At 44.7% G+C, this 19,902-nt stretch carries 17 protein-coding genes; 5 read left to right on the forward strand and 12 right to left on the reverse strand.

Annotated elements, in window-relative coordinates:
* Window position 1: 1 nt before the first annotated feature.
* The 10 genes from FJQ58_RS31080 to FJQ58_RS31125 form a co-directional block, all read right to left on the reverse strand.
* Complete coding sequence (locus tag FJQ58_RS31080; protein ID WP_139999595.1) at window positions 2-1,063, reverse strand: metallophosphoesterase family protein; 1,062 nt, start codon at window positions 1,061-1,063, stop codon at window positions 2-4.
* Window positions 1,064-1,077: 14 nt separating this feature from the next.
* Window positions 1,078-2,406, reverse strand: a complete 1,329-nt coding sequence (locus FJQ58_RS31085) for an ABC transporter substrate-binding protein (protein WP_139999597.1) — start codon at window positions 2,404-2,406, stop codon at window positions 1,078-1,080.
* A 59-nt stretch (window positions 2,407-2,465) separates the two neighbouring features.
* Window positions 2,466-3,308 (reverse strand): carbohydrate ABC transporter permease, encoded by an 843-nt coding sequence (locus FJQ58_RS31090; RefSeq protein ID WP_238404405.1) that lies wholly within the window; start codon window positions 3,306-3,308, stop codon window positions 2,466-2,468.
* Window positions 3,309-3,322: 14 nt separating this feature from the next.
* Window positions 3,323-4,201: a carbohydrate ABC transporter permease gene (locus FJQ58_RS31095; protein ID WP_139999598.1), complete on the reverse strand. Its 879-nt coding sequence runs from the start codon at window positions 4,199-4,201 to the stop codon at window positions 3,323-3,325.
* A gap of 16 nt (window positions 4,202-4,217) precedes the next feature.
* On the reverse strand, window positions 4,218-5,075 hold the full coding sequence (locus FJQ58_RS31100; RefSeq protein ID WP_139999600.1) for a DMT family transporter: 858 nt from the start codon (window positions 5,073-5,075) through the stop codon (window positions 4,218-4,220).
* A gap of 225 nt (window positions 5,076-5,300) precedes the next feature.
* The gene (locus FJQ58_RS31105; RefSeq protein ID WP_139999602.1) at window positions 5,301-6,065 is read right to left on the reverse strand and encodes a DeoR/GlpR family DNA-binding transcription regulator; all 765 of its coding nucleotides are present in this window, start codon (window positions 6,063-6,065) and stop codon (window positions 5,301-5,303) included.
* 129 nt (window positions 6,066-6,194) lie between these two features.
* Window positions 6,195-7,637, reverse strand: a complete 1,443-nt coding sequence (locus FJQ58_RS31110) for an N-acetylmuramoyl-L-alanine amidase (protein WP_139999604.1) — start codon at window positions 7,635-7,637, stop codon at window positions 6,195-6,197.
* A 216-nt stretch (window positions 7,638-7,853) separates the two neighbouring features.
* Window positions 7,854-9,002: a TolB-like translocation protein gene (locus FJQ58_RS31115; RefSeq protein ID WP_139999606.1), complete on the reverse strand. Its 1,149-nt coding sequence runs from the start codon at window positions 9,000-9,002 to the stop codon at window positions 7,854-7,856.
* Between the two features lie 2 nt (window positions 9,003-9,004).
* On the reverse strand, window positions 9,005-10,456 hold the full coding sequence (locus FJQ58_RS31120; protein WP_139999608.1) for a sensor histidine kinase: 1,452 nt from the start codon (window positions 10,454-10,456) through the stop codon (window positions 9,005-9,007).
* Window positions 10,440-11,165, reverse strand: coding sequence for a response regulator transcription factor (locus FJQ58_RS31125; RefSeq protein ID WP_139999610.1), 726 nt, complete (start codon window positions 11,163-11,165; stop codon window positions 10,440-10,442). The genes FJQ58_RS31120 and FJQ58_RS31125 overlap by 17 nt, the downstream gene beginning before the upstream one ends.
* A gap of 324 nt (window positions 11,166-11,489) precedes the next feature.
* Here FJQ58_RS31125 and FJQ58_RS31130 point away from each other — a divergent pair, with 324 nt between their 5' ends.
* From FJQ58_RS31130 to FJQ58_RS31150, 5 genes are all read left to right on the forward strand, one after another.
* Window positions 11,490-12,968 (forward strand): spore germination protein, encoded by a 1,479-nt coding sequence (locus tag FJQ58_RS31130; protein WP_238404406.1) that lies wholly within the window; start codon window positions 11,490-11,492, stop codon window positions 12,966-12,968.
* A 19-nt stretch (window positions 12,969-12,987) separates the two neighbouring features.
* Window positions 12,988-14,157, forward strand: a complete 1,170-nt coding sequence (locus FJQ58_RS31135; protein ID WP_238404407.1) for a Ger(x)C family spore germination protein — start codon at window positions 12,988-12,990, stop codon at window positions 14,155-14,157.
* 2 nt (window positions 14,158-14,159) lie between these two features.
* Window positions 14,160-14,408, forward strand: coding sequence for a hypothetical protein (locus FJQ58_RS31140; RefSeq protein ID WP_139999614.1), 249 nt, complete (start codon window positions 14,160-14,162; stop codon window positions 14,406-14,408).
* 20 nt (window positions 14,409-14,428) lie between these two features.
* Entirely contained in the window at window positions 14,429-15,538 is a 1,110-nt protein-coding gene (locus FJQ58_RS31145) for a GerAB/ArcD/ProY family transporter (protein WP_139999616.1), read from the forward strand.
* A gap of 223 nt (window positions 15,539-15,761) precedes the next feature.
* On the forward strand, window positions 15,762-17,246 hold the full coding sequence (locus FJQ58_RS31150; protein WP_140000258.1) for an RtcB family protein: 1,485 nt from the start codon (window positions 15,762-15,764) through the stop codon (window positions 17,244-17,246).
* A 134-nt stretch (window positions 17,247-17,380) separates the two neighbouring features.
* Here FJQ58_RS31150 and FJQ58_RS31155 read toward each other — a convergent pair whose 3' ends face one another.
* Both FJQ58_RS31155 and gndA read right to left on the reverse strand, forming a co-directional pair.
* On the reverse strand, window positions 17,381-17,896 hold the full coding sequence (locus FJQ58_RS31155; protein ID WP_238404408.1) for a copper amine oxidase N-terminal domain-containing protein: 516 nt from the start codon (window positions 17,894-17,896) through the stop codon (window positions 17,381-17,383).
* A 576-nt stretch (window positions 17,897-18,472) separates the two neighbouring features.
* Window positions 18,473-19,891, reverse strand: coding sequence for an NADP-dependent phosphogluconate dehydrogenase (gndA, locus tag FJQ58_RS31160; protein ID WP_139999618.1), 1,419 nt, complete (start codon window positions 19,889-19,891; stop codon window positions 18,473-18,475).
* Window positions 19,892-19,902: the final 11 nt, after the last annotated feature.

Genomic DNA, 19,902 nt, shown 5'->3' on the forward strand with positions numbered 1-19,902 from the left:
ATTAATAAGTAAAATTACGGTGCATGCCTGCACCCATGCGGTAAGCCGATATTCTTGAATGCTCAAAATCGGCGGTCATGATGTCGAAAGCAAACTCAGAATCCGTTCCCCCTACCCGTTCTGGCGAATCTGCAAACTCTTGGTGAGTGCAAGCGTTTAAGGTAGAAACCATTGGTATCCCATCTTTATAGACGACTTGGTCATAGTGCACATGTCCGAACAGGCATCCTATTACCGTACCTGGTCCTTGTTTTGAGAAGTCAGCTTCTACCCTTTCCTCAGGAGCTCCTTGAAGAGCACCCGGCACGTAAGTTCCTCCCTCTCGGAAAGCCTTTAGGATTCCCCATAATGCTTCATCGTTGCGCACCGCATGATCGGTCCCTACGATATCTTCCTGTAAAATCGGAACATGCGAGGCAATCAGCACACGCCAATCCGCTTTATTAGGAAAGGCAAGCGCTTCGTCTGCCAGCCAGCTTAACTGCTTGGCAGAAAAAATATAATGCCATTGCCCTAAGAGAGCCAATTCCCCATTTTCCTTGTGAGTATAAGGAAAATCCGTACAATCCAATACGATAACCCTTGTTTTCTTATGCGGAATATCGACGTAATAATATAAGCTCATTGGGTGTTCGGTATTGAAGCATGCCAGCTCCTTAACGGGGCCTAGCGTAATTTCGCGAGTTTCATCCGGATAAACGACATGCTCGGCACCTCCACTCTGAAGCTCGTAATCATATATGGAATTATCATCATGATTCCCTTTTACCATCAAGAGAGGAACACCCGCAGCAGCAAGCTCAGCAGTCATTTCCCTTTGGGCTGCGACCACCTCGGTCTTCGGGCCATTGATGCTGATATCCCCACCGCACAAAATAAAGTCCAGCGGCAAATCCTTTGCGATTTCCCCAATTATCCGAGCAGAGCTGAGCTGATTGCCGCCAAACCCATGATGCAGATCCGTTATAAACACAAAGTTTAATGTGCGTTCGTTCTGGTTATTTGACAGAACTTCGATTGCAGTCCTAGTGATATCCGCATATAACTCGTCTATGCCCGCCATCACGCTTCATCTCCTCATTTTTTGCTCAAATATTTGTCTAGCTCCTTCTGCGCGGTCTGCTGCGCTTCCTTCAACGCTTCTGCTGCGGGCCTGTTCTCGATCTCCACGCGGTCAGCCGCAAGCTTCAGCGCATCGTTGATTTTCCCGTTTGTCGGATCCGCAAAGTACGGACTGGCGGTTTTAGCTTGCTTAAGCGGTGCCGCAAAATGAGGATTTTCTTTCGTATAGGCAACAAAAGCAGCGTCTTCTGCAGCCGAATTACGGACTGCGATATAACCTGTTTCAATCGACCATTTTGCTGTATTTTTCGTATTCGTAAAAAAGGATAGCCATTTAAAAGCAGCGGCTTGCTTCTCAGGTGAAGCATTTGCCAGAATTGCAGCATAGACTCCTGCGGCTTCCGGCTTCGCTTCATGCCCTTCCCAGCCTGGTTGAGGCGCAGCGCCGATAATGGAGAAATCCAAATCCCCAATGTCACCGGTTGAGCCCGTATAGCCTAATGCCCGACCTTGCATGACGTCATCGATGGTTTTGTACCAATATTCCCAGCCTTGCCCGCCAAAATGGATGCGCATAATCTTGTCTTCATGAATCCATTTGCGGAATGCATCCCAGGTATCCATCCACTCCTGGCTATCAATCAGCACCTTCGTGCCGTCATCGCTCAAAATTTTGCCGCCTCGGCTGAGGGTGGCATCGATGAGATTCGAGTGGTTCCACATCGGCTCCCAACCATAAACTTTGGTTTCACCATTTTCTTTCACCGTCATCTGCTTGGCAACTTCAGCCAGCCCCTCCCACGTTGCAAGCTTGTCCGGGCTAATGCCTGCTTTCTCCAGCATGTCTTTACGGTAATAAAGCAGCTGAGTTCTACCGTATAAAGGAAGGAAATATTGCTTGCCGTCAACTTTGCCTGGCTCATAAAAGGAAGATACGAAGTCACTCGGATCAAAATCGGCTTGCCCTGCGATTAACCCGTCCAAATCTGCAAAATAGCCTTTTCTCGCCCAATCCCTGTCCTCCACGAGTGCGGCGGCAGGCGGGTCTCCCGCAGCGATGGCCGCTTGCAGCTTCTGTTTCGTTTCATCATAATTCCCTTGGATAACAGCCTTTACGACTACCTCGCTCTGTGATTGGTTAAAGTCGTCCATGATGGATTGCATCGTTTCGCCCAGCTTACCTCCCAAGCCGTGCCAGAACTCAATTTCCACTGCTTTGGCTGCCGGGGCATTCGTGCCTCCTGCTGAATTCGTTTCTTTTCCGGAATTGCTGCCGCATGCCGCTAGCAGTGCCGTCAGAATAAGTACGACTATCGTGTTGTTCCATTTTTTTGTATTCTTCATGTTTGTCTTAACCTCCCATTTCATTTGTTTGTTCATGACATTCGCCCCTGCAGTTACGATCATTTGTTCACCGATTGCGCATTGTTCACCCCCTTAATAATCCATTTTTGGGCGACAACGAAGAGAACAAGCAATGGAACAATCGTAAATGTACTTGCTGCCATGATGAGCGGCCATTTCATTCCATATGCTCCGCCTTCCACAAAGAAGCTTCGAAGACCGGCAGAGACCAGGTAAAGGTTGGGATTTTTTGTAATGAGCATGGGCCACAAATAATTGTTGTACTGTCCAATGAAGGAAAGCAGCGACATCACGATCAACGTGGAACTGGAAAGCGGCATCATTATTTTCCAAAGAATTTTCCAATGTCCGGCTCCATCAATCTTTGCAGCCTCTGCCACCTCCTTCGGTATTTGAAGAAACGCTTGCCGAAGCAGGAAAATTCCAAATATCGTTATGGTATTGGACAGGATCAGTCCGGAATAGCTATCGAGCAGTCCAAGCTTCGCAAGAATGACGTATCCCGTCAAATAAGTAGCCGATACGGGCAGCATGTAACTGACAATGATAAGCCCCATCAGCGGCCGAGCAAGCGCAAACTTCATATGGGAGAGGGCATACGCCATCATCGAAGAATTTATTAATTGAATGATGACCACTGCGGTAGCTACGAATACGCTATTAAACAAATAGAGACTAAAGGGGGCCGAATGCCAAGCATCGATAAAGTTGCTCCAAAGCGGCTCAGCCGGCCACAAAATCGGTGGAATAGACCAAATCTCGTCATTTGTTTTAAGTGAGCTGCTGAACATCCATAGAAATGGAAACACCATAACGATACAGATGATTACAAGCGATAGATATAAAATCATTCGGCTAAAAAAGCGGTTCATAGGCAGCATTTGTGCACACCTCCTTATAAGTAATGGATTCTCCGTCTAGAAATATACATGGATACGAGTGATATCAGCCCAAGCAGTACGACCATCGATATCGATACCGTCGAGGCTTGCCCGATGTTAAATTGCCTGAAAGCGGCATCATAATACAAATATAAAAGTGTCGTGGTGGAGCCCGATGGCCCGCCTTGCGTAAGCACATTGATTTGATCATAGGCCTGCATGGCATCGATGGTCGTAATCATAAACAGAAAGAACGATGTTGGAGAGATAAGCGGCAGCGTCACATGCCAGAAACGCTGGGTTTTGCTGGCTCCTTCAATCATCGCCGCTTCATGCAGCGATTCCGGAATGTTCTGAAGAGCGACCAGATAGAAGACCATCGTCCATCCGATTCCTTTCCACACGGTCACGATTAAAACGGAAAGCAGCGCTGTCTTGGGGCTTTGCGTCCATTCCAAGCTGCCTGCGCCGAAAAAGTTCAATATGGCATTAGCCAATCCCACTCGCGGCTCATAAATCCATGCCCATACGATGGAAACGGCTACCGTTGGCGTGATCCATGGCGAGAAAATGATAGCCCTGTATATCGCTGAGCCTTTCATCTTGCGATTCAGCAGCAAGGCCAGCAGCAGCCCTCCGATTAGGGTTGGAAATACATTTCCTAAAGCAAATAAGAAGGTCGTTTTAAGTGCTTTGAAAAAAGCGGGTTCTTGAAGCAAATTCACATAATTGTCTAATCCAACCCAGTTTTTGACTGGATTCATGAAATCCCAATCCGTGAAGCTTAAATAAACGATATAGGCCATGGGCGCAAGCCAGAAGAGCAAGTAAGGGATCAATGCCGGCAAAATAAATAAATACGCCTGCGGCTCTCCCCATTTTTTCCAATTCATGTTATCCCCCCTAAAGTTAAATTCCCCAGAAGCCGATCAATACGATTCCCGTAAAGATGATGCCTGCCGAAGCAATGCGGATGATTTCTTTTTTCTCTTTTAAGACATAGATAGCCGCGAGCGTTCCAAAGACGGTCCCGATCTCGCGAAGCGGTGCAACGTAAGTCAGCGGAGAAAGATTAAGGGCGAGCAGAAACAAAAAGTAGGAGCCCGGCGAGAGGACGGAACCAATCGCAAGCAGCGCCCCATCTTTTCTTATCACGCCGGTCCAGTCGGTTTTCTTGAACTTAATGTAAGGCGTGAGTCCCAGGATGAAACCGATGTTAGAAGCTTCCAACAAAGCGAGCGGTGAGAAGTGAAGCAAATTAATTTTGTCTACCATCACATAACTCATGGTGCACAATCCAACTCCGACCGTAAAGAGAATGACTTTGAGCGGGATCGCTTCTCTTTGCCTAGTAAAGGCAAGCCCGCTAGTCACGCTAAAACCGATAGCAATACATAATAATCCTATCCAGCCCCAGACGGACAAGCTTTCCTTCAAAAACAGCACGCTCATTAGCGGCAGCAAAAACGTACTGATCCCTCTCATCATAGGATATACCTGCGATAAGTCCCCATAAGTTAACGATTTGGCAAGAAAATTAGCGTATCCCCCTTGAATCAGCATGGACAGCAGTAAAAGCAAATAACCCTGTGTCGAAATGTCTGGGCTCGTTACCTCCTTCACAAAGAAAGGAAGCAGCAACACCGTGGAAGGAACGAAAATAATCCATAAAAATAATGGTTTGTTCTCGCTATGCTTGGTAAGCAAATTCCAAACGGCATGCGAAATGCCAGAAGCGAGTACGAGAAGCACTGAAATAATATGCAAATTACACCTCCTCCAAAACACACATAAACACACACTTATACAATAAAACGCAATTTATGTTTTTCATCGTATCATCCGCTACTGACTCTGTCAACCATAAAAAGAGCGCTTTCTTTTCCTAGCTAACCTTACTAGCTAACTGGCGAAGTATCCTCCAACAATCAACACAAAAAAACGTCTAGGCATTGTCCCTAGACGTTCGTATTTAGTAATGGATTGTGTTGTCTAACATATCACTTCTATGCCATGATGCCTGTAGGTTTGTAACACTTCCGGATCAATTTTTGAATCCGTGACGATCCGCTCTACATCCGAAAGACCGCATATCGATGACAGAGAGACCGCATTAAATTTGCTGCTATCGGCAAGAACGATAACCTTATTCGAGCGCTCCAGCATTTTTTTCTTCAACTGAATTTCCCCGATGCCATAGTCCGTTAGTCCAGCGGTTAATGATATTCCGCTAGTACTCATAAAAAATGTATCCGCATGGAATTGCGAAATAAAGTGCTCTGCGATGTCACCCACAACGCATTGCTCCGCATTACGAACAACCCCTCCGACAAAAATAATCGTAAAACCCGATTTATTCATTAATAAGGAGGATATTGGAAAAGAGTTCGTCAAGATGGTAAGCCGCTCGAATTTTTTCATCAGAACCTTCGCAAATTCCGTATTCGTTGTACTTACATCAAGAAATAAAGACTGTCCTTCGGCCACAAAATTCGAAGCCGTATGAGCAAGCTCTGACTTTTCTTGGACTCGCTTCAGCTCCCTAACCGTAAAAGGCAGCTCTTTGCGATAATCCGACGCAGGCAGCGTCGCACCGCCATGCACTCGTTTAAGAAAGCCTTCCTTCTCAAGGCTCTCCAAATCCCTGCGAACGGTCTCGAACGAAACGCCAAACTTAGCAATCAAATCTGTTGCTTTTATAGACTGACTCTCATGCAGCAATTGTAAAATAGCATTGTGTCTTTCATGCACCAGCATACGACCACTCCTTCACAAACTAACAAAATACTAAAAAGAAGTGTACCACAACGGCTGGACAAAACGCAAAGAAACACAATAATTCACACATTCCCAACAAGAAGCACTATTCAGCCCGTTTAACCTAAATTAAGCATTCTGATAATCTGGCAAGTGCAGCATCTCTGGTACCGTAACGAATGTGTACTCTTTTTCTCGCAATAGTGGGATCATGAGCTTAAGCGCTTCGACCGTATTGTCCTTTCCGCTGGAAGAATGCTGCAAAATAATTCCGCCGGGATAGATTTGTTTGTTCACGATTTTTATCATAGCTGGCGCTCCGATTCCCGACCAATCCATCGTATCCACAGACCAGTTCACGACCGCCATATTTAGCTCATGTACGGCCTTTACTCTTTCCTCGTCTAATTCCCCATACGGTGGACGAAACAACAAAGGACGCAAGCCCGAAATAGCTTCCAATTGATCCTGCGTATCCTTGATCTGTTTCCGAGCCTCCTCGATTGTCAGCTGGTCAAAATGGGGATGAGACCACGAGTGGTTAGCTATTACATGTCTTTCCTTTACGATCCTCTTCATCATCTCCGGGTGGGCCTTCGCTTGTTTTCCCACAATAAAAAAAGTCGCCTTTATCTCATTTTCTTTCAAAATATCCAAAATGCTAGAAGTGGTTTCCGTATCTGGCCCATCATCAAAAGTCAATGCAACGCGCTTTCCATCAGCTGCTGCACCGTTGTAATAAACCTTCTTTTTAATAACGTCTGAAGCTGCATTTGTATGATTATCTCTGCTCAGTTCCTCAAGTCCATCGATTTGTTGATTATCCGGACTAGAGGGATGCTCGCCATATTGCAAGAAATATTGCTTTAAGCCTTCAACGATGCCTTTTGCTGCTGCTGCTTGCCCATCCGTACTAAGCATAATAGATTCCTCGTCAGAGTTGGTTAGGTAACCGACTTCAACGAGTACTGCCGGCATTTCGCTAAGCGAAAGCACCTTAAGCTGCTCCTCCTTTACTCCGCGGTCTCGAAATCCTAAACCCTTGATCATGTTCTGTTGCACGGATTGGGCTAATAGCCTGCTGCCTTCCTCTGTGTGTAACGTCTCCGTTCCGTTTGCAGAAGCATCTGTATACGTATTACCATGAATTGATAACAAAGCGTCAGCTTGCCATTCATTAGCCATAGCAGCACGATCCTCCAATTCTACGAATAGATCTGTTGATCTTGTCAATCGCGGCTCAAACATCGGTTCGTCCCTTAGCAGATCGAACACCTTCATCGCAAGCGTGAGCGTATAGTCCCTCTCGTATTTTCCGCTTGCCCCCGTGGCGCCTGGATCTTTCCCTCCATGTCCCGGATCGATCATAATTTTATACTTTGGCGATTGAATGGATGCCGGAGGTGATAGTTTTACCGGATTTTCAAATGAATGCCCGGTTGTCCGAATAGGAAGTTTTTTGCTTGTATAGCTGATACCCCAAGCGGTTACACCTCCCACCACAGTAATAAATAGAACAAAAAGAATGATGATGGCTTTGATGGACGGTTTGCGTTTTTTGTACGTATTCATGGTGCCTCCTAGCGAATGATAGTAGTAGTCATCTCTTAAAAACAACTATAGTTGAGAGATGTCTCGCCAACTTCGCTAGCATGTAAACAAGTTGTGTACGACTGCTAACATTCCTGTCTGTGAAAAAATAAACGTCTACTCGACCGACCTACACATCGTATGCAAAAAAAGCACAGCTTCTGCCGTTAAGCAGTAGCTGTGCTTTTATTTGAGTTCCTATTTAAATTCAATGACTAAGCTTTGCATTCCTTTTGATACTCGAATTTCCGACATAGGCTGAGCAATTTCATACAGCTTGGCTCCACTAAGCATTAGCTTCCCGTTATCAGGGCTCCAAGCCATCTGTACTGGAATCATTCCTTGATAGATCAGTTTCATGTTTAATACATTATTCCCGTACAGCCTAGCTGCAAATACGGAATCGCCATCTTGGGAAAAAGCAATAAATTTCCGGTCATCCGATAGACGGAAAAGTCCAATATCCCTTAACAAAAGAGACACCACGGCATTTCGCTGGTCGTAGGCGTATAAATTCCCATCCTCTCCAACGAAGGCGATCTGATCCTGATGAATCCACTCTACCCATCCGTCCGCGCTAATCGGATGCTCGTATTTGCTCTTGAATTTATCTCCGCTCCAATGGCCGATTGCAAGCATCAACTGCTTGGCTTGGTATTTCACGATGACCGCACTTTCCCCATCATTAGAAACATGAACCGAATGGAGAGCGGCAGACTCCTTTAAGTAAGGGTCATTTTGCTCGATCGAATACCGTTTTGTATTCCTATTTTCCGTATCGTAAACGCCAATTTCCGCCTGCTTATCCGCTTCATTTTCCAATGAATAGCTGAGGAAGCGGCTATTGCTAGACCATGTCATTCGGATAAAACGCAGTTGATCGGTTGTGATCGCTCCAATCAGCTCATCATTGCCTCCTGTAAGTGAAAACAATTTGAGAGCAAAGTCACCATTCTCCACGACTGGAAAAGCTACCTTCTGGCCATCCGGTGACAAGGCAACTATATTCTCGAATAGAAAAATGCCCACTTTCTCATCCCATAAATTTAAACGGGACACATACGGAAACTCCACGCGGTCAATCGTTGATGAAAGCTTGTAATCCTTTGACCCTAGCGTGATTAAGGAGTTTTCTTTGCTCCAACCAAGCGGATAGACTTGGTCTATTTTCCCGTCCAACACCGGATAGATGGTCTTGACTTCAAATAGGGACAGCTCGTCGCTAGTGGCCTGCTGATCCTCTTTATCTTCAATAATAATCGTCTCGATTTTCTTCTCTCCCTGGCAGCCTGCCAGAGAGCAGCAAATAACGATGAAGAATGCGAGATAGAAGACTCTGTTTCTCATGCTCATTCCCTCTCAGCTTTCAAGTACGAAAGCTCAATTTGCACGCTAGTCTGCCCATTATTGCTTAGGACTCCAATACGACCTTGATGCTCGTCCACAATAGACTTACTAATACTTAGGCCAAGTCCTATGCTCTCTGCTTCATTAGCGACGTTCTCTGCCCGATAGTATGGCTCGAATATCTTTTCCAGGTTTTCTGCACTGATCGTTTCTCCCTCATTGGTAACCATAATTCGGACCATTTGGGCATCCAGATGAGCCGCAACCCATATTTCCGAACAGGCAGACGAATACTTAATCGCATTATCAAGCAAATTAATAAAGAGCTGGCGCAGCCGGTCTGATTGGCCATGCACGAACAAATCATTATCCGCTTCGCTACGAATCGTTTTTTTGTACCGCTGCGCTTTGATCGCCATCGTCTCGGACACATCCCGCAAGATACGAGCTGCGTCTACTTTTTCAAATGTATGGTCCCCTTCAGAGGCTTTGGACATTTCCAGAAGCTTCAAAACCATGTCATGCAGCCGCTTGCTCTCATCCATAATATGGCCCATCCCTTTTTGGAAAATAACCGGATCTTTCGCACCGTTCATCAGTATAATTTCGGAATAGCCCATGATTGTCGTGAGTGGCGTTTTCAGCTCATGGGTCACATTGTCAAAAAAACGCTTCCGATGATCATTCAGCTCTTCGAGCCGGTCCCTGTCCTTCTCAATGGTCATAAATTGCTCTCGAAGCTTCTCAATCATGCTGCTGAAGTTAGCTGCAAGGCTGCCGATCTCATCCTTGCGCTTGAAAGCGATGCGAACGTACAAATTACCGTTCTTCACCTCGTTTGAAGCTTGCATCAGCTTAACTAGCGGAACCGTTACATGACGCGAGAGGATATAGGAAAACAGAAATGCTGCAGTAAACACCGCTAACGCAATAGAAAAAATTGTACGCTGCATGGCTCTGCTTTGCTCGTAAAGGGGCGTAAAATCTTTCGCAAAGCGTATAATGCCTACTTTGGTGCCATTAACCACAACCGGATAAGCATAGAGAACCGAAACTTCCCCGTTAAACATGGCAATCGTATAGGCAGTCTTTCCCCGCATGGCCTGTGTCAGATCATCTCCGTCTGCTTTGAAAGTGCTCTGGTCTGAAGCATAAAGCAGCTCTCCTGCTAGCGAATACATTCCGACACCGCCGGAAGCCGTATGCTGCAAATCTGTTCCCATGTCCTCTGCAATTTGCTCATAATAAATCTCATCACTTGTAAAGTGGTGGGTCAGAAAGGATTGCCGAATATAGCTGTTGCTGTTCTTTTTCAAATCGATCAAACTATCGGAAATCGTGTTCCGGTTGCCGGATTCGATATTCCTTGTCACCCACTGATTTAGAATTAAGAAAAAAACGGTGAAAATAACAAAAAAACCGAGGATGAACTTGGCCCTAATCGTGCGGATCATAGGCTGTATCCACATGTTTGTTAAATTTGTAGCCAATACTGAACACGGTCGTAATCAAGTCCGCTGCATCCAGTTTTTTGCGCAACCGTTGGATATGGGTATCCACTGTTCTCGTGTCTCCCGTGTAATCGTATCCCCAAACGTAATCCAGCAGCTCCGTTCGAGTGAAAATTTTCCCCCTATTTGTATAGAGCTTCAGAAGGAGATCATATTCCTTAGGCGTCAACTCAATTTCCTTTCCGCTTTTCTTGACGACTCTTTCACTAATAGCGATCTCGATCTCCTTGAAACGAATGACTTGCTCTTCTTGATCGGTATTTCCATCGTCTTGCCGATTGGCTTGCGCAACCCGTCGGAGGATGGTTCGAATCCGTGCAATGACTTCCCTTAAATCAAAGGGCTTCGTAATGTAGTCATCCGCGCCAAATTCGAGCCCCAAAATTTTATCAGTAATATCCGATTTTGCCGTAATCATCAGAATTGGGATATTATACGAAGCGGTTACTTGCTTGCAAATATCCAACCCGCTTTGATCCGGCAGCATCCAATCGAGCAGCAGCAAGTCCGGTTTGAAGGATGCAATCGCCTTCAGACCGTTTGCACCTGTATTGGCTTTTTCCGTTTCATATCCTTCCAAATGGAGACCGTATTCCAGTATATCTGCAATGGCAGCTTCATCTTCAATAATTAAAATTTTAGTTTTTTCCATATCCATTCCTTTTGCGTCTGATTTTCAACATTATAACCCTTGTATGTATCGGTAACGTGATCAACTTGTCACAAACTTGTAAACAACGCAAAACCATACCTAATTCCTACATTCCCTGAATCGAGAAGCATAAATTTATATTCTTCTGATCTATCCAAAATAATATCATTTTTATCGTTATTCTCAAAATGCTTAACATACCTATTCGCGTTCATTGCAAGCCTACGCCCTATACTTGCCATCGCCTACTAAACCGAATAGCATCCCTAATTTATGGAAACCATAACTTTACTTCTTGCCACCATTTTCAGAAAGGAGAACTGCATGAAAACCTATTTATCTATATCGTCAAGTTTGGAACAAAATTTAAAAACAATCGAAGCTTATTTTGACAATTGCAAAGACCTGAAAATAACCTCTTGGCGCTTCGGAGCGGACCTGGAAAACACTGCGTTCACGGTCTATTTCGATACACTGATTAAGCAGGATCAGACAAACGACGTAAAAAAAGCTCTGCACATTCTCGTTTCTGAAGACATTGGCCCCGCATTGACGATTACCATTGAAGATATTATTCATTTTTTTGAAAAACAAGATACAGCTTCCCCGTCTACGGAGCGAGTGGAAACGATGGACCAAGCGGTTCAATCCATTCTGGACGGAGAAGTAGTCATTTTCTTCAACCGATGGGATAAGGCACTGAGCTATGCTGCTCTTGATGTAGAACAGCGGCAAGCCACTGAGCCTATAACAGAACCCAGTGTGCAAGGTCCTCACGTCAGCTTTATCGAAAATCTCGATCGCAATATCGGTGTCCTACGCAGTCTGCTGAAAACTCCCAAGCTTAAGTTCGAGTTTTATTGCGCTGGAGAGCTTAGCCAAAGAAAAATAATGTTCGGTTATCTCGATGGGACCGTTAATCCTGAAACCTTAAATGAATTTAAGCAGCGGATTGCAAAAATAAACAAGGAAGAAATATTGGATACCTCCTATCTCGAGGAATGGATCGGTGATTCTATGTATTCTCCATTCCCTCAGGTCCGATATACGGAACGTCCGGATAATGCTATTTCTGCTTTGCTTGACGGCAAAATCATTACTATGGTTAATGGCAGCCCATCTATTCTAATTTGCCCTGGTAGCTTCTTGGAATTTTTTATAACGAGTGAGGATTATTATTATCGTCCCATATTTTCTTCCTTGATCCGATGGATTAGGGTGGCTGCCTTTATCATTGCCCTGATGCTTCCAAGCACCTATATCGCCCTATCTACCTTTCATTCCGAGCTGATTCCGACTGTATTGCTGCTAGCGATCTTGAACACCCGTGAAGGCATTCCGTTTCCGGTCATGGTCGAAGCGCTCATTATGGAATTTTTCTTTGAGCTGCTGAGAGAAGCTGGTATTCGTCTGCCAAGGCCCATCGGTTCTGCAGTAAGTATCGTCGGAGCGCTTGTCATTGGAGAGGCAGCCATTCAATCCCAAATTGCGTCTCCCGTGATGGTCATCGTCGTCGCGTTAACAGGCATCGCGTCTTTTGCGCTGCCGCAATACAATATGGCCATAGCCATTCGAATTTTGCGTTTTCCGTTGATGTTTCTTGCTGCAACCTTCGGTGGTCTTGGCATCATGTTCGGTTTCATTCTGATCTACCTTCACCTAGCAACCCTGCGTTCTTTAGGTCAGCCCTATTTGGCAGCGCTCACCCCTCTGGATTGGAATAAGCTGCGGGATGCGTTAATCGTATTTCCGCGAAAAGTGTTGCTGCATTCACCAAGAAGCAAGCATATGCGCAAAAAATAACGTGAGGGAGAGAACGCATTTGAAGGCTCTTGCAGCTACGATCATTTCTACGCTTATTCTGAGTCTGATGTGCGGTTGCTGGGATAATAATGAATTGGATGAATATGGCTTCGTACAAGCGTTAGCGATTGATCGGACAAAGGACAATCAAATCCAACTAACCACCCATTTCTATAACCCCTCTAGTAAAATGGAAATTGGCGACGGCGGAAAAGCATCGCAAAAAGGCATCAATATCCAAACCAGCGGTGAAACCATATTTGATGCGGTGCGGGACATACCGATTAAGTTCGGGCGCAAAGCCAAATGGGATCATATGCGCGTCATTCTGCTCGGTGAACGATTAATCAAAACTCAAAACATTATGGAGGTGCTCGATTACTTTTCAAGGGATCAAGAGCCTCGGGGTACCGTCTTGCCGCTTGTCGCCAAAGGAAATGCTGGTGACTTTCTGAAGATTCAGCCCTTTATTGAACAAACCATTGGGCAGCAGTTCAAAAAAATGGAAACGAGCGGAGCTAAATATACGGCCAAAACCTCCAATATTCCCTTTTATGAGCTGGCCATTCAATTAAAGAGCCCTTCGAAAACATCGGCAATTCCTGTTATCCATAAAATCAATGATCAGCGCGATGCGGAGGTATCCGGCGTTGCTTTCATTAAAGATGGCAATCTAGTGGACATCATCGGAGAGATGGATACAGAGGCTTATATGATGCTAACGAATAAATACACGAACGGTATTTTGGATTTTCCTTGTATAGGAAACACTAAAGGTTATCTACAAAAGAAAGAGACGCTTGAGGTTCTATCATTCTATAGCAAAGTGACGCCCAAAGTTGAGGGGAATGACGTAACCGTAGACGTTAAATTGGAGATCAAAGGCACGGTTGGCGAGCTTAGATGTTCCCTTCTCACTACAAAAAAAGATATCGAGCGCTTCGAAAATGCAATTAATGAACGCGTTAAACGGCAAATTCAACATGCAGTTGCGACGTTTAAACAGCAAAAACTCGACGCAATCGGAATCGGTAATCAAATCTACCGAAGAAACCCAAAGCTCTGGAAACGGCTCGAACCCGCATGGGAAACCCATCTTGCGCAAAGCCAGTTCCATATCACGGTAGATACAGAAGTATTAAGCACTGGCATGAACGTAGGCACCCCATTTGGCAAAAAGGAGAAATAGCGGTGTTCGGAAGATTAATCTGCGTATTGGTTTTAGCTGCTGCAATGCTGGCTTGTGATATCCCGAAATTTAAAATTGCCGCTCCGCGTGACCGAGTCGTATATGGTGCGCTGTTTGGGATTCTGACATATCTCAGCTTTCTGTTCGTTGCCAGCATACACGGACCTAATGTGGATTCCGTCTTTAATCTGTTGGCAGCGCCAGCCAAACAGATCATACAGTGGATTGATCCAGCAAAATCGTCATCCTAAGCGCCAATCAGGAGGAGATCATGAGAAAGCAAGAACGTATTAGCTCAGTCCAAATGTCCATGCTTTTTCTCATTTTCATGACGGGCTCCTCCATCGTGATTATCCCTGCTCCACTAACGGGCATGGCAGGAAACGGGGCATGGATTTCGCTTCTGATTGCATACACCTTAGGCATGCTTCTAATGACTGCCTTACTTTATTTGTACAAGCAATTTCCTGATCAATCGCTAGTTGAATACAGCCGCATTACTCTAGGTAATGGATTAACGATGATTCTTCTGCTTCCCTTTACTTGCGTGATGTTCTGGAATGTAGCAGGCATTGTGATCGAAATAGGCACTTTTTTCAAAAGCACCATGTTAAAAGAAACGCCAACGTATGCCGTGAGTACTCTTTTTTTTATAACGATCGCATTGAGCGCACTCGCTGGCATTGAAGTGATGGCCAGGATGGCGGCCGTTTTGTTAGCCTTGATGTTTGGCTGCATCATTTTGGTCTTGGCGCTGGTTGGCCCCTTGTATCATCCCGAATATCTGCTTCCAGTGCTGCCTGATGGGATTGGGCCAGTTCTTCATGCGGCTTATATCGCTTATGGATTCCCATATTCCGAGCTTGTGATCTTTGCTGTTGTTTTGCCGCTTATTAAAGCGAAGGACAAATCTAAAGTTGGCAAGCATATGTACTTGGCACTGATAGTCAATACTTTAACCACACTAGCTTCCGTTATTTGCAGTATTATGGTTCTAGGTCCGCTTTCAGGCGACCTTAAATATTCTTTATATCAGCTTGCCCGCCTGATCTTTGTACAGGAGATCATCGAGAGGATCGAATCCGTCATCGGTTTCTCGCTCATCGTAGGCTTTTACTTTAAAGCCTCCCTCCTCCTGCTCATTCTGATCAAGTTTTTGGCACAGCTGCTTAGATTGAATAGTGAACGTCTGCTCGTCTTTCCTGTTGCTTTTATATGCCTCATGCTGTCGCTAACTACCTACACAAACGAAGCGGATCTGGAGGAAGTAGTCAATATCACATGGCCCTTGCTTAATAATATCGCTTATGTTCTGCCTGTGTTGCTGCTTGCACTCGTTGCTTTTATTCGAAAACATAGAAAAGGCGACAAGATAGACTGAACACCATTAGGCTCCAATACTTTGTCCTGTTATGCATCGGGATTGTTTTTCTGGAATTTTTCCTGATTAGATATGCGATATCGCTTTTTTAAATTCGGGATGTTATATTGGAAATAATAACTAGGGAAGGGTGATGTGCCATGTTATGCATCTCCATCGAATACATCCATATTGAAAAAATATTATACAAACCTATCAACCAAAAGGATGGTCCTTCTTGAAAATGAACAATAGCAGTAACGTTCCTGTCCGTTTCTTTATTAACGACAGGATCAAGCTTGAGAAAAATGCGTTAGCCGAACTTGATCAGCTGTTAACGGTTAACGAATCTGTCGAAATGTTGAAACAGCATACGCCCGGCTATTTTATGAACCAGAACGCGAAGATCGAAGAAGTGTCGATTACACCGGATTTTCACAAAGGAAGCGGCATTCCGATCGGCACAACTATCTTTACGAAAGGTTTCGTCATCCCCCAAGCCGTAGGTAATGACATTAATTGCGGGATGCGGTTATATACCACCTCGCTAGTTGAAGATGACATTCGGTCGAATCTCAAACAAATCGAAAGTGATATTCGCCATATTTTCTTTGAAGGCGGCCGTCACATTCCAATGACAAGAACCCATCGCGAAGCGATTTTGAAAGAAGGCTTAATGGGAATTTTGGAATCTCAAAAATCATTAAACCGCGATGGACTATGGCAATTTTACGATCCGAAGCAGCAAGAAGAAGACTTATTGAAGGTAAACCGATTAGGTTCTTTCATTACTGACCAAGTTGACGGACTAGATAGCTATTTAGGCAGCAATGACGTGACGTATGATAGCCAGATTGGATCCATTGGCGGCGGGAATCATTTTGTTGAAATTCAAAAAGTAGTGAATATCCGCAATCATGCTTTAGCTAATGAATGGCAGATCAAGGCCGGGCAAATTGTCGTAATGATTCATACAGGTTCCGTTTCCATCGGTCATCATGCCGGTCTGAACATAAAAGAACTGTTAAAAGGCATCTATCCTAAATCATTGAAGCATCCTAGTAATGGCATCTATGTGCTTCCGCATTCTGAACAGCATGCTCCGCAATGGAAGCGTTACTGGAATTTACTTCATAATGCAGCTAATTTCGCTTTTGCGAATCGTTTGTTTTTGGGACTCATGCTTCAAAAGTCATTAGCCAATACCCTAAAAGATTTTGATTATAAATTGTTATACGACGCTCCGCATAATTTCGTTTGGGAAGAGACGATTGACGGCAGCCCGGGTTTTATCCACCGCAAAGGCTCTTGTACCGCGAAGTCAGCAGAGCAGATGATGAATACACCATTCCAATACACCGGTGAACCCGTCTTCATACCCGGCTCCATGGGCGCGAAGAGCTATATCCTCGCAGGACAAGGGAATCGGGAGAGTTTATTTAGTGCAAGCCATGGCGCAGGCAGGCAGTTATCTCGCGGTGATTCCGTTAAGGTAGATGATGCTTTGTTCCGTGACTTTATTTCGAAGTTCCATGTCGTTACGCCAATCGATCCCAGTCGCAACGATGTCAAATCCAGGCAGGATATTCTGAAAAAATGGGAAGAAGAATTAAAAAAAGAGGCGCCTTACGCATACAAAGATATTAATGCCATTATCGAATCGCATGAGGAACACGGTATGGCGCAAGTCGTGGCTGAAGTAGAGCCGATCTTGACGATTAAAGGGTAACTTTATGTCCCATATCTTTGAATAAACAAGCTTTCCTGTCATAAAATAATCCCCTCAGCCGATCCGCCGGATGAAGTTCATTGGTTAGCCTGAACTCTACTTGGCAAGACTGAGGGGATTTTTATGATCAGTAACTAAAGTTTTACAATTACGCAGCCATCCCATGCATCCCATTGCACTTTAGCGCCCAATGCTTCAGAAATAAACCGGACTGGCACATATGTTTTCCCACGGTATGAAGTCATAGCAGCGTTCATTTTATGTTTTTTTCCATTCAAAGTAACATTAGCATCATACACCTGCATCTCTAATCGTTGATCAGCATAAGCGACTATTATTTTATCGTTCTCGTAGTTCACCTGTGCTCCACGATAGGCAGCAGAAAGGTGCAGACCAGTATTAACAGGACTATTTTTCTCATCACAAATGCTCCCCTTGACTAGAATAGATCTATTTTTCAGACCTATTTCTTCCATTTCGGCTTTTTGCACCAGTTTAGATCTACAAATTAGATCTATTTCTCTAAAACCTAGCCATATCCAGTTCATTTGGAGGCGTTGGGCTAGATTAGATCTATTTTTTAGACCTATTTCTTCCATTTTGTCCATTTGTGACAGTTTAGATCTAAAAATTAGACCTATTTCTTTCAAACCTAACCATATCCAGTTTATTTGGAGTCTGCTGGGCGGTCAAATCCAGATTTGTGTGTAAAATCTCATCTTTCTTATCTAATTTATCTATCTATCTTACTTATCACATCCATTTCATCGGTTTCAGCGAATTCTGCTACGTTTACGAGATAAGTGATGACCATGGAAATCGTAAAACAGACTTATAGAAACTGGATTAACGGCTGAGATAATAGAATAAACGCCGGATGTATGTACGCGATCAAATCGTTTGCTTACATGATGTGTAGAGCTGTACACCCTCAAATCTCATCAGTCATTTCTTATTCTTCAGTTATATCGTTTTTTCAAGCTCTTGTCCGAAAATGCGAAATCAATATGCTCAGAATGATAGCTCTTATCCCTATTCGAGTTTCATTCTGCGCTCATGAACAACTCAAGATTCTAACAGATGTTTCCATATCTTCTAACGCGAAAATCAGTGGAAAGTTACATATCCGACCACGAAGCAGCAAAAAAAACCGCATTGCGAATGCACATTCGCAATGCGGTTTCCCATGAATCTCTTCTTAATTGTTTAGCTGGCCCCAAATCCGATTACGCATTATTTTCCATCCATTGGAAGTGGAAGCTGCCCTTCTGATCGAGCCGCTCAAACGTGTGAGCTCCGAAATAATCCCGCTGCGCTTGCAGCAAGTTAGCTGGAAGCCTCTCCGAACGGTAACTGTCATAATAAGCCAGTGCGGATGCAAAAGCAGGAACCGGTATGCCTCTGGTTACTGCAATCGAGATTACTTTTCTCCAAGCACCTTGATAGTTTTGAACGACATCTCTGAAATAATCGTCCAAGAACAGATTTTTCAGCGCAGGATCACGATCATACGCATCTTTAATATTTTGCAAGAATCCTGCGCGAATGATGCATCCGCCGCGGAAAATCATCGCGATGCTGCCGTAATCAAGATCCCATTTATACTCGTCGGAAGCGGCTCTCATTTGTGCGAAGCCTTGCGCATAGGAAGCGATTTTGCTTGCATAGAGCGCTTTGCGGACGGCCTCGATAAATTCGGCGGGATCACCGTCGTAGCTAGCCGTATCCGGTCCGTTCAACCGTTTGCTTGCTGCCACGCGCTCTTCTTTCATCGCTGAGATAAAACGTGCAAACACGGATTCAGTAATGATGGATAAAGGTACGCCTAAATCCAAAGAGCTTTGGCTCGTCCATTTGCCGGTTCCTTTTTGGCCTGCAGAGTCAAGAATGACATCGACCATCGGTTTACCCGTTTCCGGATCTGTTTTGGAGAAAATATCAGCTGTTATTTCAATTAAATAGCTATCCAACTCGCCTCGGTTCCATTCCGAGAAAATTTCGTGCAGCTCACTTGTATTTAAATGCAAAACATCATTTAGCAATTGATACGCTTCACCAATCAGCTGCATATCTCCGTATTCGATGCCGTTATGCACCATTTTCACATAGTGGCCCGCGCCGTCTTCCCCGATGTAGGTAGAACAAGGATCACCGTTAACTTTGGCCGATATCGCAGTCAAAATTGGCTCTACCAGCTCATACGCGTCTTTCTGTCCGCCAGGCATGATCGAAGGACCTTTCAGTGCCCCCTCCTCGCCTCCAGAAACGCCTGCTCCAATAAAGCGGAAGCCTTTCGCTTGGAGCTCTTTGTTTCTTCTTTGCGTATCAGGGAAATAAGCATTCCCGCCGTCTATCAGAATATCCCCTTGGTCAAGGTAAGGCAAAAGCTGATTAATCGTATCATCCGTAGGCTGCCCCGCTTTGACCATAATTAAAATTTTGCGAGGCGTCTCTAGCGATTGGACAAACTGTTCAACACTGAAGGTGCCAACGAAGTTTTTTCCTTTCGCTTCCTCTACAAGCTCATTCGTTTTCTCGGGGGAACGATTGTACAAGGCAACCGAGAATCCTCTGCTTTCGATATTTAAAGCTAGGTTTTTACCCATAACCGCCAAGCCGATCACGCCAATTTGTTGTTTACTCATCGCTGACTTCC

This window comes from Paenibacillus paridis, from assembly GCF_006345825.1.
Lineage (GTDB): Bacteria > Bacillota > Bacilli > Paenibacillales > Paenibacillaceae > Pristimantibacillus > Pristimantibacillus paridis.